Genomic DNA, 13,463 nt, shown 5'->3' with positions numbered 1-13,463 from the left:
GCCGCGGGGGCCGACGGCGGGGGCCGGGCGTGCGCCCGGCCCCCTCGCACGGTGGCTCCTCACCGCGGGCGTCCGGCCGACCGGGCCACCGTTGCCGCAGGTCGGCGGCTCGGGGAGCGACGCGGTCCGGCCCGCGGCGAGGCCCTGATCGGCTATCGAACGTCCGTACTTTAGGACGGGGTTGTCCCGGATTGTCGACGGATCTGTAACAGCGGTTAGGGAGACCGCAGTTGGCGGGAACTCCCGAGGCATGAACAATTCCCCTACCTGTGGCGGGGACACCCCCACCCCGCTCTCCCCCCTCCCGCTGTCCCACCTCTCGGACGTGCGGCGGCGGGTACTCTCGGCCACACAGCTGCGGACGCACGGGGTGTCGGTCGCCGAGGTCGACGCGCAGTGCCGGCCCGGTGGTCCGTGGCAGCAGTTCCTGCCGGGGGTGTACCTCCTGCATCCCGGTCCTCCCACCAGCGAGGAACGGCTGCACGCCGCGCTGCTGTACGCGGACCGGCAGCCACCGGAGGCGATGATCACTGGTCTCGCCGCGCTCGCGCTGTACCGGTTCTCGACCGCTCCCCCACTGCCGTCCCTGGACCGGATCGACGTCCTCGTGGGTCGCACGCGGCGGCTGCGGTCCACCGGCTTCGTACGCATCGTGCGCGGCCAGGAACTGCCGAAGCCGGTGCCGGTCACCGGCCTGCCGGTCGCCCCCGTGGCCCGCGCCCTGGCCGACGCCGTCGGACAGCTGAGCGACGCGCACGCGGTGCGCCGGCTGCTGACCGAGGCGGTGCGCGGCGGTCACTGCGAACCGGCGGCCGTGGTCCGGGAGTTGAACCGGTCCAGGCTGCTGTCACGGCCCCACGTGGTGGACGCGGTCGACTCGCTGCTCGCCGAGGGCCGGGCGCTGGCCGAGGACCGGCTGTACAAGATGGTGCGGGCGTACCGGCTGCCCCACCCGCTGTGGAACGTGGACCTGCGGCTGCCCGGCGGTCCGCACCTGGGCGGTGTGGACGCGTACTGGCCCGATCACGCCGTCGCCCTGGAGCTCGACACGCGTGCGCCGCGCCAGGACGACGACACGGCCTGGACCGAGTACACCCGCAAGCGGGAGCATCTGGAGCGGCTCGGGATCACCGTCGTGCACATCACGCCGAGGAAGCTGCGGGACTCGCTGGAGCAGCAGGCGATCGTGGTGCGGACGGCGCTGATGGCGGCCGGCGATCGCGCGCCGGCCGCCTATGTGGTCGTGCTGCCCCGCTGAGCGCCCCGCGGGTCATCTCCTCCCGCCGGGCCGCGTCGGCCTTCGGCGCTCAGCAGGTGGATTCAGCCGCAGAACTCGGCCTCGACGACCGCCTGGGTGTCACCCGCCCAGTCTCCGTTGACGTTGGTCGCCAGCGAGTGGCTCCCGTCCCGCGTGGCCATCATGCCCGAGCCGGAGCCGTGGATACCGCCGCTGTGGCCCCACACCTCCTCGCCACAGCCCAGCTTCTGCACCATCAGACCGAGGCCGTATCGGGCCCCGGGCGCGTCCTCACCTATCGGTACCGTTTCGGTCATCTCCTTCAGTTGCGTCGGTGGAAGCAGTTTCCCGGTGAGGAGGGCCCGTACGAAACGCTGCAAATCAGCCGAGTTCGAAATCATCTCGCCGGCAGCTCCGGCGAGGGACGGGTTCATCTCGGTGACGTCGTGGATCCGCGCGCCGGGACCGGTCGCTCCCAGCGTCGAGTAGGCCCGCCCGCTCGGCTCGGGCATCCGCACCTCCGTTCCGGGGACGCTGGTGGCGCGGAGCTTCAGCGGCTTCAGGATGCGGCGCTCGATCTCCTTGCCGTAGGGCCGGCCGGTCACCTTCTCGATCACCATGCCGGCCAGCAGGTAGTTGGTGTTGGAGTAGGACCAGTCCGTGCCGGGGGCGAACTCGGGCTCGTGCCGCATGGCGATCGCCACCAGCCGGCGCGGTGTCCAGGTGTCGTAGCGGTGCTCGAGGAAGGCGGGGCCGAACACCTTCTGGCGGAAACCCGCGTCGGAGGTGACGTCGTAGATACCGCTGGTGTGGTTCAGCAGCCGGCGCAGGGTGACCCTGCGCCCGTCGTGGCCGTTGCCGCGGACGACGCCGGGGAGCCAGCGGTCCACGGTGTCGTCCATGTCCAGCCGGCCCTCGGCCTCCAGTTGCAGCAGGACGGTCGCGACGAACGGCTTGGTGATGGAGCCGACGCGGTAGCGGTCCTGTGGCAGCCGCTCACGGCCGGTGGTGCGGTCGGCGACCCCCGCCGTGCCGTTCCAGGTGCCGTGGGCATCCTGTGCCTGGGCGAGCATGCCGGGCACACCGGCCCTGACGACGGCTTCGACGGCGGCCTGGGTTCTGTCGTGACCGCCGGTCCGCTCCCCGGCGGCCGCGGGCGTGGCGAGCCCGGCGGTGAGGGCGGCGGCCGTCACGACAGCCGCCGTCATCGCAGTCCGTATTGACATGTGCGTTCCCCTCGCTCGGCGATTCGGTCGCCGGGCATGACTCCCCCGGTGCGGGGGGAGTTGCTCGGGGGTGCGCGGGTTGAGCCGGATTCAGCCGCCCTGCGCGGCACGGCCCGCCGGGGGCCGTTCGCGCCAGAGTCGCAGGGCGGTGTCGACGAGTCCGACGCGCGCGAGTGAGGGGACCTCGTCCAGGGGGTGCCAGGCGGCCAGGTCGGTGGAGCCGCCCGTCTCGGCGCGCAGTTCACCGCCGGTGATCCGGCCCTCGTAGAGGATGCGCAGGGCGTGGAAGTCGGTGTCGGCGCCGAGTCTGCGGGGGTAGTGGCGGCGGATGGAGTCGACGCCGAGGAGGGCGGTCATCTCGGCGGTGTAGCCGGTCTCCTCCTCGACCTCGCGCACGACGGTGTCGAGAGGGTCCTCCCCGTGGTCCATGCCGCCGCCGGGCAGGGTCCATTCCTTGGTGCCGTCGGCTGCGGTGCCCCGGGCCAGCAGTATCCGTTCGTCCTGTACGCACACGGCGTACGCCGCCACTCTCAACCTCTGGTTCATGCAATGAGGTTAGACAGGGCGGCGCCGGGTCAGGCGGGGTTGGCCGGGGAGTACTCGGGGGCGGACCAGCGCAGGGGGCTCGCCGACACGCTCTCCACCACCCGGTCGACGGTGAAGTGGACGGTGCGGCCGGAACGGCCGAATTCGGTCCGGGCGGTGCCGCTGAGCTGGAGGGTGGTACCGGTGGTCCAGTCGAGGAAGAGGAGCCCGGCGCGGGCGTCGGCCACCAGGTTGCCGAGGGTGAGGAACATGGCGTTGCCCTGGTAGTCGGGCCAGCTCAGCTCGGTGGGTGAGGTGACCGTCACGAAGCCGGGGTTGCCGCCGCGGTGGCTGGCGTCGGCGCCGTCGGGGGCGACGGTCGCGATGAAGAAGGTGTCGGCGGCGCGGAGGAACTCCTCCTGGTCGGGGGTGAGGTGCCCGCCGCGCCGCACGGCACCGGCCGTGGCAGTCGTGCCGGGTGCGAGCAGCTGCCGCTTCTGCAGGTACTTGGGGCAGTTGGAGAAGACCCGTCCCGCCTCGATCGCGAGGCCGCGCGGGCTGGGCCGGGCGGTGCCGCCCAGCCGCATGCGGCGGCGGGTACGCGGGTCGAGGGCGAGGGTGCCGACGGGGACGGGCGCCCCGCTCGTGAGGACGTCCGCGAGCGGGTCGCCGTCCGGTACGCCGCCGGCCACCGACACCGCGTGCGGCCCGGTTGCCCGGACGAAGCCGGGCCGGCCGGTGAGCAGGGAGCTCCAGACGCGGCCGCCGCTGTCGGCGGCGCCGATCACCAGCATGGGCTGGAGCTCCAGGAAGGCGGCCGCGACCGGGCGGATGCCGTCGCCGACGGAGCGGCCGACGTGGTCGGCGAGGTCGCGGACGCCGACACGGGTCTGCACCGCGAGCGATCCGTGGTGGTACGGGGTGCCGGGGCCGTTCATGGCCTCGCCTCCTGGGTCGGGTCGGACGGGGCCCGCCGGGCCCGGGTCGGCCGGCGCCGGGGGCTGTCGGGGTGGGTTCTGGGGCGTGTTTCGAAAGTGGCGTCGTCCGCCCGGAGGGCGGGGCCGGGGGCGTCTGGTGTGTACGAGCGTGCGTGCCGGGCGTTCCCGGCCGGACGGGACTTTCGCCACACGCCCTAGAAGAAGCCGCAGGTGGGCGCCGACTCGTGGGGGGCGGGGGCGTCCTCGGCGCCGGCCGGGGCGTAGATCTCCAGCCGGGTGCCGTCCGGGTCGTGGAAGAAGATCCCGCCGGAGGCCGCGCCTTCGCGGTGGGCGACGACGCCGTCGTGGGCGAAGTCCGTGCCGTGTGCCTTCAGTGCGGCTTCGGCGGCCTTGACCTCGTCCATGGAGCCGGCCTCGAAGGCGAGGTGGTGGAGTCCGGCGAGGGACGGGGCGTACGGGCCGTCGGCCTGCTCCCAGAGGGTGAGGACGAGAGTGCCGTCCCGGCCGAGGAAGGCGTACCGCCTGGGAGCGCCTCCGGTGCCCGCGGGGCCGTGGGGGGCGTCCTCCTTGCCCTCGCCGAGCACGGCGAAGCCGAGGACGTCGCCGTAGAAGGCGAGGGACCTGTCGATGTCGGAGACGTTCAGGCCGATATGTCCGGTGCGCAGCGCGCTCATGGCGTACCCCTCTTGAAAGGATCTAACCTGTTAACTCAACTTTAGGGGTTAGGTGAGGAGGAGTCAACCGGTCACGTACTCTTGAGGGGTTAGTGACGGTCGGAGCACCAGGGAGACCGACGAGATGACCACCGCCGACCCGCGCCCGCTCACCGGCGAGCCGGTCTCCCTCGATCTGCTCAACACCCGCTGGATGCACGACGGCGCACCGCAGGACCTGCTCACCGACACCGCCGGGCTGCGCGTCTGGCTCGTGAGCAATGACCTGGACGGCCGCTTCGCCGCCGACGCCCGGACGCTGGAGTATCTGCTCACCGCCCGCGACGCGCTGGCCGCCGTCGTCGACGAGCCCGGCGACCGGACCGCGGCCGCCCGGCTGAACGCGGTCCTCGACCGGGGCCGGATCAGGGCCACCCTCACCGCCGAAGGCCCCGGCGAGGAGGCGGAGTTCGGCGACCCGTCATGGGGGCCGGCCTGGACCGCCGCACGCGACTACCTCGATCTGCTGCGCACCGCGCCGGACCGCATCCGCGCCTGCGCCCACGAGGCGTGCGTGCTGCACTTCTTCGACACCTCACGGAACGGCACCCGTCGCTGGTGCTCCATGGCGGTGTGCGGGAACCGCGCGAAGGCGTCCCGCCATTACGCCCGCGCGAAGGAAAGTTGAAAGCCCAAGCAGGTCACTGTCGTGGAAGCGGTTGTCCACAGCCGGTAATCACCGGTTTGTTCTCCATGGCGCACATCCCGCGGTGGCGGATGTACGCCATGACCACATCCCGCTTTGGGCAACCCTCCACAAACCCCTGTCAGTTGCGGAAGGGTGAGCGGTCATCCGGCACCGAAATCCGGACCGTCTCTTTCACTCACAGGGATGCTGATGACCACCCCCGAATCCCAGAGCTCCATATCAGGGCGCTCGACCCCCGGGCACAGACGGGCGGCCCGCGTGGCCGCCGCCGCGGGCCTCGCCGCCGCCCTCGTCGCGGCCGGCACCGTCCCGGTCTTCGCCGCCGACGACCCGGCCGGCACGACCCCCCCGGTGAAGTCGGCGGACACGGCCGACAAGCTCGGCGCCGTCGACGCCCAGCGGCTGGCCGAGGCCGAGGCGACCGGCGAGAAGAACGTCACCGTCATGATCGCCACCACCCCGGGTCAGACGGAGCAGGTCGCCGAGCGCCTCGACGCCGTCGAAGGCGCCTCGGTCGGCCGGACGTACGACAAACTCGGCTACGTTCGGGCCACCCTGCCCACCGGCAAGGCGGAGGCCGCGCTGGACGCGGCGGCCGCCCTGCCCTCGGTCAAGGCCATCGACCTCAGGCACGAGATCCTGCTGGACGACCCGCGGCCGGACGCCGGCACCAAGGACGTCGCGCGCTCCGCCGGCACCGCCGCCACCTATCCGGCGCCCGGCAAGACCACCCCGGCGAAGAACCCGTACAACCCGTCCTTCGAGACGGGTGCGGTCGAGTTCGTCAAGGAGCACCCCAAGGCCGACGGCCGCGGCGTGACCATCGGCATCCTCGACTCGGGTGTCGACCTCGCCCACCCGGCGCTGCAGAAGACCACCACCGGCGAGCGCAAGATCGTCGACTGGGTGACCGCGACCGACCCGCTGACCGACGGGGACGGCACCTGGCGCGCCCAGATCAGCCCGGTCGCCGGGCCGGTCTTCACCGCCGTGCAGCAGACCTGGAAGGCGCCCGCGGGCGACTACCAGTTCAGCCGCTTCTCCGAGTCGATCACCGCGGGGGGCGACCCGGCCGGCGACATCAACCGGGACGGTGACACCACCGACCGGTTCGGTCTGCTGTACGACCCGGCCGCCGGGACCGTCCGCGTGGACACCGACGGCAACAACGACTTCACCGACAACGCGCCGATGAAGCCGTACAAGAACGGCCACCAGATCGGCTACTTCGGCACGGACGACCCGTCCACCGACGTCGCCGAGCGCACGCCGTTCGTCGTCGAGATCCGCAAGGACGTCGACATGACGCCGCTGGGCGGCGACTGGGCGGGCAAGAAGGCCGACTTCGTCAACGTCGGCATCGTCGAGTCCTCGCACGGCACGCACGTCGCCGGCATCACCGCCGCCCACAGCCTGTTCGGCGGGAAGATGAACGGTGCGGCGCCCGGCGCCAAGCTCGTCTCCTCCCGGGCCTGCGCCTGGAGCGGCGGCTGCACCAACATCGCGCTCACCGAGGGCATGATCGACCTCGTCGAGAACCGCGGGGTCGACATCGTCAACATGTCGATCGGCGGCCTGCCGGCGCAGAACGACGGCGACAACGCCCGGGCCCGCCTCTACGCGGACCTGATCGACCGCACCGGCGTCCAGCTGGTCCTCTCGGCCGGCAACTCGGGCCCCGGCATCAACACCATCGGCGACCCCGGCCTGGCGGACAAGGTCATCTCCGTCGGCGCCGCGATCTCCAAGGAGACCTGGGCCGCCAACTACGGCTCCGCGGTCGAGAAGAAGTACGCCATGTTCCCCTTCTCCTCCCGCGGCCCGCGTGAGGACGGCGGCTTCACCCCGGTCATCTCCGCGCCGGGTTCGTCGATCAACACGGTCCCGACCTGGCAGGCCGGCCAGCCGGTCGCCGAGGCCGGGTACGCCCTGCCCGCCGGCTACGGCATGCTCAACGGCACCTCGATGTCCTCTCCGCAGGTGGCCGGCGCGTCCGCGCTGCTGCTGTCCGCGGCGAAGCGCGAGAAGATCGAGCTGTCCCCGCTCACCCTGCGCACCGCGCTGACCAGCACCGCCCACCGCATCCCGGGCGTCGCCGCGCACGAGCAGGGCTCCGGTCTGATCGACATCGTCGACGCCTGGAACGCCATCGAGGACGAGGCCACCGCGCACGAGTACAAGGTGCAGGCCCCGGTCGACACGGCGATCTTCCCGGCGCCGCACAGCGGGGCCGGCCTCTACGACCGCCAGGGCGGCCTCAAGGTCGGCCAGAAGAAGGTCTACGACGTCACCATCACGCGCACGACCGGCCCGAAGGGGGCGGTCGAGCACGAACTGGACCTCAAGTACAACGACGGCACCTTCGGCATCGTCGGCGACGGCGACGTGGACCTTCCGCTGAACAAGCCCGTCACCGTCAAGATCGCGGCCAAGCCGCGCTCGGCGGGCGTGCACAGCGTCATTCTGGAGGTCGACGACGAGGACACCGAGGGCATCGACAAGCAGATCCTCTCCACGGTCGTCGTCTCGCACGAGCTCACCAAGCCCGCGTTCACCCACGCGGCGAACGGCTCGGTTCAGCGCAACAGCCACAAGTCGTACTTCGTGACCGTGCCGCAGGGCGCCAAGTCGCTGGAGGTGGCGCTCAGCGGGCTGAAGGAGAAGAGCCAGACCCGGTTCATCGCCCTGCACCCGTACGGCGTCCCGGTCGACACCACCGCGTCGAACGCCTGCTACCCGCACTACAACCCGGCCAACACCTGCCGCCCCGACGTGCGTTCCTACGCGAACCCGACGCCGGGTGTCTGGGAGATCGAGGTCGAGGCCCGTCGCACGTCGCCGGACCTGGACAACCCGTACAAGCTGGATGTCACGGTTCTCGGTGCCGCGTTCGACCCGGCCGTCCAGACCGTTCCCGAGGCCAAGGTCGGCACCCCGACCGCCGTCGACTGGAAGGTCACCAACGGCTTCGCCGCCATCGACGGCAAGCTGAAGGGCGGCTCCCTGGGCTCCGCCAAGGTCGCCAAGCCGACCATCAAGCACCACGAGCAGCAGATCACCGAGGTCGTCATCGGTGAGGGCGTCGAGCGATTCGACATCGCCATCGGCAACACCTCCGACAAGGCCGCCGACCTCGACCTCACGGTCTTCCGGGGCGACACCCAGGTCGGCCAGTCCGCGGACGGCGACTCGGAGGAGGCGGTCTCCCTGGTGAAGCCCGCCGCGGGCACGTACCGGATCGTCGTGGACGGCTACTCGGTGCAGGCAGCCGAGGGCACCACCTACGACTACAAGGACGTGTACTTCGCGTCCTCGCTCGGCACGGTCAAGGTCGACGAGGCGAAGGCCGTGCAGCTGGCGAACGGAGCGACCGCGCAGGTCGCCGCCGAGGTGCTGGTGAACGGCGCGGCCCCCGAGGGCCGGCAGTTCTTCGGCGAGGTGCGCCTGGAGAACGCCCGGGGCACCGCCGCGGGCACCGGCAGCGTCGTGATCGGCAAGGTCACGCCGTAGCACCGAAGAAACACAGCATCACGCACAGTGAGGGCGGGCGTCCGGCGGGACGCCCGCCCTTCACGTTCCGGGAGTGCGCCTTCTCACCTCGCGGACAATGAATTGGACAAGGTGCGGCGGGACAGACGCATGATGGAGCGGCACCAGGGCCGCAAGTACGTACGGAGGAGTCCCCGTGAAGGTCGGAATCGTCGGAGCCACCGGTCAGGTCGGCACGGTCATGCGCAACATCCTTGCCGAGCGGAACTTCCCGGTCGACGAGCTGCGGCTGTTCGCCTCCGCCCGGTCCGCGGGCTCGGTCATCACCTGGCAGGGCCGGGACGTCACCGTCGAGGACGCGTCCACCGCCGACTACAGCGGCCTGGACATCGTGCTCTTCTCCGCGGGTGGTGCCACCTCCAGGGCGCTCGCCGAGAAGGTCGCCTCGCAGGGCGCGGTCGTGATCGACAACTCCTCCGCCTGGCGCCGCGACCCCGAGGTGCCCCTGGTCGTCTCCGAGGTGAACCCCCACGCGGTCAAGGACCGCCCGAAGGGGATCATCGCCAACCCGAACTGCACCACGATGGCCGCCATGCCAGTGCTCAAGCCGCTCCACCAGGAGGCCGGCCTGACCTCCCTGGTCGCCACGACCTACCAGGCCGTCTCCGGCTCCGGCCTCGCGGGCGTCGCCGAGCTGGACGGCCAGGTCAAGGCCGTCGCCGAGCGGGCCGCCGAGCTCACCCACGACGGCGAGGCCGTCGCCTACCCGGAGCCCGGCGTCTACAAGCGCCCCATCGCCTTCAACGTGCTGCCGCTGGCCGGCGCGATCGTCGACGACGGCTCCTTCGAGACCGACGAGGAGCAGAAGCTCCGCAACGAGTCCCGCAAGATCCTGGAGATCCCGGAGCTCAAGGTCTCCGGCACCTGTGTGCGTGTCCCGGTCTTCTCCGGCCACTCGCTCCAGGTCAACGCCCGGTTCGAGCGTCCCATCAGCGTCGAGCGCGCCCATGAGCTGCTGAAGGACGCGGAGGGCGTCGAGCTGTCCGAGATCCCGACCCCGCTGCAGGCGGCCGGCAAGGACGTCTCCTACGTGGGCCGCATCCGCGTGGACGAGACCGTCGACAACGGCCTCGCGCTCTTCGTCTCCAACGACAACCTGCGCAAGGGCGCGGCGCTGAACGCGGTGCAGATCGCCGAGCTCGTCGCCCAGGAGCTCAAGGCCTGACCTCGAAGAGGAAGCAGCCGTACTCGACGGCCCTGAGGTGGACCAGGGCGACCGACGGGTCGGCGAAGGCTTCCGCGAGGGCCTGATCGAACCCCTCGACGACACGGTCGGCCGCTTCCGGGATCTCCAGGAGGCGGCCGCCGACGATTCTGCCCTCCGCGTCGTAGCGGCGTACGACCCGCAGGGCGCCCGGACGGGTGAACGGGTACCCGCCGCTCTCCGCCGGCCCCCCGCACTCCTCCGCGTGGATGAAGACCGGCCCCTGTTCGTCGTAGGCCCCGGGCTTCGCCCGGGTCTCGGCGGCCCACCGGCGCAGCGGGGCGTAGGAGACGAGCGCGATGCGCTCCCCCGCCCTCGACAGCCGCAGACAGCAGCGCAGCGGTGCGCCTCCTTCCGTATCCGTGTGCGGGGCGCAGGGCCGTCCCGCGTCGTCGGTCGTCCTCAGCCGTGCGAGGGCGGCGGGGGCGATGGGGCGTGCCGTGTACGTGGTCCTCATGCGTCCAGGTTGCGCGCGCTCCCGTGCCTCGTCCGGCGGAATTCGGCCATGACGTTCCCCTTCCGCTCGTGGACCGGCGCGCCGCAGGCCGGTCCACAACCGTGGGCGGCCCGACGGTCCTGGCGTGGAAGGATGTCACCAAACGTCACAAACGGAGGAGATGACCGGGTGCCTGGCACGAACCTGACCCGTGAAGAGGCGCGGCAGCGGGCGAAGCTGCTGAGCGTGGACTCGTACCAGATCGAGCTCGACCTGAGCGGCGCGCAGGAGGGCGGCACCTTCCGGTCCGTGACCACCGTGCGCTTCGAGTCCGCCGAGGACAACGCGGCGACGTTCATCGACCTGGTGGCGCCGGCCGTGCACCAGGTGGTGCTGAACGGCAAGCCGCTGGATGTCGCGGCCGTCTTCCGCGACTCGCGGATCGCGCTGTCGCATTTGCACCGGGGGCCGAACGAGCTGAAGGTCGTCGCGGACTGCGCGTACACGAACTCGGGCGAGGGCCTGCACCGCTTCGTCGACCCCGTCGACGACCAGGCGTACCTCTACACCCAGTTCGAGGTGCCGGACGCGCGGCGGGTCTTCGCCAGCTTCGAGCAGCCCGACCTGAAGGCAACGTTCCAGTTCACCGTGAAGGCGCCGGCGGGCTGGACGGTGATCTCGAACTCCCCCACGCCCGAGCCGTCGGGCGACGTCTGGGTCTTCGAGCCGACCCCGCGGATCTCCACGTACATCACCGCGCTCATCGTCGGCCCCTACCACAGCGTGCACAGCACGTACGAGAAGGACGGGCAGTCCGTGCCGCTGGGCATCTACTGCCGTCCCTCGCTCGCCGAGTTCCTCGACGCGGACGCGATCTTCGACGTGACGCGCCAGGGCTTCGAGTGGATGCAGGAGAAGTTCGACTACGCCTACCCGTTCGCCAAGTACGACCAGCTGTTCGTGCCCGAGTTCAACGCGGGCGCGATGGAGAACGCGGGCGCGGTGACCATCCGCGACCAGTACGTCTTCCGGTCGAAGGTGACGGACGCGGCCTACGAGGTGCGCGCCGAGACGATCCTGCACGAGCTCGCGCACATGTGGTTCGGCGACCTCGTGACCATGGAGTGGTGGAACGACCTGTGGCTGAACGAGTCGTTCGCCACGTACACGTCGATCGCCTGCCAGGCGTACCACCCCGAGTCGCGGTGGCCGCACGCGTGGACGACGTTCGCGAACCAGATGAAGACCTGGGCGTACCGGCAGGACCAGCTCCCGTCGACGCACCCGATCATGGCCGAGATCCGGGACCTGGACGACGTCCTGGTCAACTTCGACGGCATCACGTACGCCAAGGGCGCTTCCGTGCTGAAGCAGCTCGTGGCCTACGTGGGCATCGACGAGTTCTTCAAGGGCGTGCAGGCGTACTTCAAGGCGCACGCGTTCGGGAACACCCGTCTGTCCGACCTGCTGGGCGCGCTGGAGAAGACCTCCGGCCGTGACCTGAAGACCTGGTCGAAGGCGTGGCTGGAGACGGCCGGCATCAACATCCTGCGCCCGGAGATCGCCACCGACGCGGACGGCGTCATCACCTCCTTCGCGGTCCGCCAGGAGGCCCCGGCACTGCCCACCGGCGCCAAGGGCGTGGCGACGCTGCGGCCGCACCGGATCGCGATCGGCCTGTACGACCTGGACGGCTCCGGCAAGCTGGTCCGCACGGAGCGCATCGAGCTGGACATCGACGCCGCCGAGCTCACCGCGGTGGACGCGCTCGTGGGCAAGCGCCGCCCGGCGGTCGTCCTGCTCAACGACGACGACCTGTCGTACGCCAAGGTCCGGCTCGACGAGGAGTCCCTGAAGAACGTCACCCGGCACCTCGGCGACTTCACCGAGTCCCTCCCGCGCGCCCTGTGCTGGGCGTCGGCGTGGGACATGACGCGTGACAGCGAGCTGGCCACGCATGCGTACCTGGACCTGGTCCTCTCCGGCATCGCCAAGGAGTCCGACATCGGTGTGGTGCAGTCCCTGCACCGCCAGGTGAAGCTGGCGCTCGACCTGTACGCGGCACCGGAGCGGCGCGAGGCGGCGCTGGCGCGCTGGACGGAGGCCGCGCTGGAGCACCTGCGCGCCGCGGCTCCGGGCAGCGACCACCAGCTGGCCTGGGCCAGGGCGTTCGCCGCCGCCGCCCGCACGGACGCCCAGCTCGACCTGCTGGCCGCGCTGCTGGACGGCACCGAGACGCTCGAGGGCCTCGCCGTCGACACCGAACTGCGGTGGGCGTTCGTGGAGCGGCTGGCCGCGACGGGCCGGTTCGGCGAGGCGGAGATCGCCGCCGAGTACGAGCGGGACAGGACGGCGGCCGGCGAGCGCCACGCGGCGACCGCCCGCGCGGCCCGGCCGACCCCGGAGGCCAAGGCCGAGGCATGGGCCTCGGTCGTGGAGTCGGACAAGCTCCCGAACGCCGTGCAGGAGGCGGTGATCGGCGGCTTCGTCCAGACCGACCAGCGCGAGCTGCTCGCCCCGTACACGGAGAAGTTCTTCGCCGTGGTCAAGGACGTGTGGGAGTCGCGCTCGCACGAGATGGCCCAGCAGATCGCGGTCGGCCTCTACCCGTCGCTGCAGGTCTCGCAGGCGACCCTGGACACGACGGACGCCTGGCTGGCGAGCGCGGAGCCGAACGCGGCGCTGCGCCGCCTGGTCTCCGAGTCCCGCTCGGGCGTCGAGCGTGCGCTGAAGGCCCAGGCGGCGGACGCCGCTTCTTAGGCCGCGGTTCGCCTCCGAGGCGCCTGCCGCCGCTCACTCGTCGAAGCGGCGCCCCCGGGCGGGGCGCCGCTTCCGCGCGTCACGAGGGGGCGTACCGCGCGGTGAGGGCCGCGGTGCCGGTCTCCGCGTACCGGGCGGTGAGGGCCGCGGTGCCGGCCCGGTGAGGGAGCCGTGCAGCCGCATGCGGGCTATGGCGCCATCGGGAACCTGTCAGGTCCATCGGAAG

At 71.4% G+C, this 13,463-nt stretch carries 10 protein-coding genes; 5 read left to right on the top strand and 5 right to left on the bottom strand.

The features are described from left to right. Positions 1 to 250: 250 nt before the first annotated feature. Positions 251 to 1,258 (top strand): hypothetical protein, encoded by a 1,008-nt coding sequence (locus tag ACY34K_RS07475; RefSeq protein WP_462745048.1) that lies wholly within the window; start codon positions 251 to 253, stop codon positions 1,256 to 1,258. Positions 1,259 to 1,320: 62 nt separating this feature from the next. Here ACY34K_RS07475 and ACY34K_RS07470 read toward each other — a convergent pair whose 3' ends face one another. The 4 genes from ACY34K_RS07470 to ACY34K_RS07455 all read right to left on the bottom strand — a co-directional run bounded on the left by ACY34K_RS07470 (position 1,321) and on the right by ACY34K_RS07455 (position 4,600). Then, on the bottom strand, positions 1,321 to 2,463 hold the full coding sequence (locus ACY34K_RS07470; protein WP_462745046.1) for a serine hydrolase domain-containing protein: 1,143 nt from the start codon (positions 2,461 to 2,463) through the stop codon (positions 1,321 to 1,323). 90 nt (positions 2,464 to 2,553) lie between these two features. Further along, positions 2,554 to 3,009: an NUDIX hydrolase gene (locus ACY34K_RS07465; protein WP_462745044.1), complete on the bottom strand. Its 456-nt coding sequence runs from the start codon at positions 3,007 to 3,009 to the stop codon at positions 2,554 to 2,556. Between the two features lie 29 nt (positions 3,010 to 3,038). Continuing rightward, positions 3,039 to 3,926 (bottom strand): pyridoxamine 5'-phosphate oxidase family protein, encoded by an 888-nt coding sequence (locus ACY34K_RS07460; protein WP_462745042.1) that lies wholly within the window; start codon positions 3,924 to 3,926, stop codon positions 3,039 to 3,041. A gap of 194 nt (positions 3,927 to 4,120) precedes the next feature. Continuing rightward, complete coding sequence (locus ACY34K_RS07455) at positions 4,121 to 4,600, bottom strand: VOC family protein (RefSeq protein ID WP_462745040.1); 480 nt, start codon at positions 4,598 to 4,600, stop codon at positions 4,121 to 4,123. Between the two features lie 124 nt (positions 4,601 to 4,724). Between ACY34K_RS07455 and ACY34K_RS07450 the strand changes: the two genes are divergently transcribed. The 3 genes from ACY34K_RS07450 (at position 4,725) to ACY34K_RS07440 (ending at position 10,002) form a co-directional block, all read left to right on the top strand. Next, a complete protein-coding gene (locus ACY34K_RS07450) occupies positions 4,725 to 5,267 on the top strand; it encodes a CGNR zinc finger domain-containing protein (RefSeq protein WP_462745038.1) in 543 nt (180 codons plus the stop codon). 210 nt (positions 5,268 to 5,477) lie between these two features. Further along, positions 5,478 to 8,798 (top strand): S8 family serine peptidase, encoded by a 3,321-nt coding sequence (locus tag ACY34K_RS07445; RefSeq protein WP_462745486.1) that lies wholly within the window; start codon positions 5,478 to 5,480, stop codon positions 8,796 to 8,798. Between the two features lie 175 nt (positions 8,799 to 8,973). Beyond that, positions 8,974 to 10,002, top strand: a complete 1,029-nt coding sequence (locus ACY34K_RS07440) for an aspartate-semialdehyde dehydrogenase (RefSeq protein ID WP_462745036.1) — start codon at positions 8,974 to 8,976, stop codon at positions 10,000 to 10,002. Here ACY34K_RS07440 and ACY34K_RS07435 read toward each other — a convergent pair. Beyond that, positions 9,992 to 10,498 (bottom strand): DUF1203 domain-containing protein, encoded by a 507-nt coding sequence (locus ACY34K_RS07435; RefSeq protein ID WP_462745034.1) that lies wholly within the window; start codon positions 10,496 to 10,498, stop codon positions 9,992 to 9,994. The two genes, ACY34K_RS07440 and ACY34K_RS07435, sit on opposite strands and share 11 nt — an antisense overlap. A 168-nt stretch (positions 10,499 to 10,666) precedes the next feature. On the opposite strand from ACY34K_RS07435, the gene pepN reads away from it, so the two are divergent. Then, on the top strand, positions 10,667 to 13,237 hold the full coding sequence (pepN, locus tag ACY34K_RS07430; protein WP_462745032.1) for an aminopeptidase N: 2,571 nt from the start codon (positions 10,667 to 10,669) through the stop codon (positions 13,235 to 13,237). Positions 13,238 to 13,463 lie beyond the last annotated feature (226 nt).

It is taken from the genome of Streptomyces sp. STAM6, from assembly GCF_054963715.1.
This window is presented reverse-complemented; position numbering and strand designations above follow the sequence as displayed.

Excerpts from the sequence above, each read along its gene's own strand:
- ACY34K_RS07475 (WP_462745048.1), top strand. The coding sequence starts at position 251 with ATGAACAATTCCCCTACCTGTGGCGGGGACACCCCCACCCCGCTCTCC.
- ACY34K_RS07435 (WP_462745034.1), bottom strand. The coding sequence starts at position 10,498 with ATGAGGACCACGTACACGGCACGCCCCATCGCCCCCGCCGCCCTCGCA.
- ACY34K_RS07470 (WP_462745046.1), bottom strand. The coding sequence starts at position 2,463 with ATGTCAATACGGACTGCGATGACGGCGGCTGTCGTGACGGCCGCCGCC.
- ACY34K_RS07455 (WP_462745040.1), bottom strand. The coding sequence starts at position 4,600 with ATGAGCGCGCTGCGCACCGGACATATCGGCCTGAACGTCTCCGACATC.
- ACY34K_RS07465 (WP_462745044.1), bottom strand. The coding sequence starts at position 3,009 with ATGAACCAGAGGTTGAGAGTGGCGGCGTACGCCGTGTGCGTACAGGAC.
- ACY34K_RS07445 (WP_462745486.1), top strand. The coding sequence starts at position 5,478 with ATGACCACCCCCGAATCCCAGAGCTCCATATCAGGGCGCTCGACCCCC.
- ACY34K_RS07460 (WP_462745042.1), bottom strand. The coding sequence starts at position 3,926 with ATGAACGGCCCCGGCACCCCGTACCACCACGGATCGCTCGCGGTGCAG.
- ACY34K_RS07450 (WP_462745038.1), top strand. The coding sequence starts at position 4,725 with ATGACCACCGCCGACCCGCGCCCGCTCACCGGCGAGCCGGTCTCCCTC.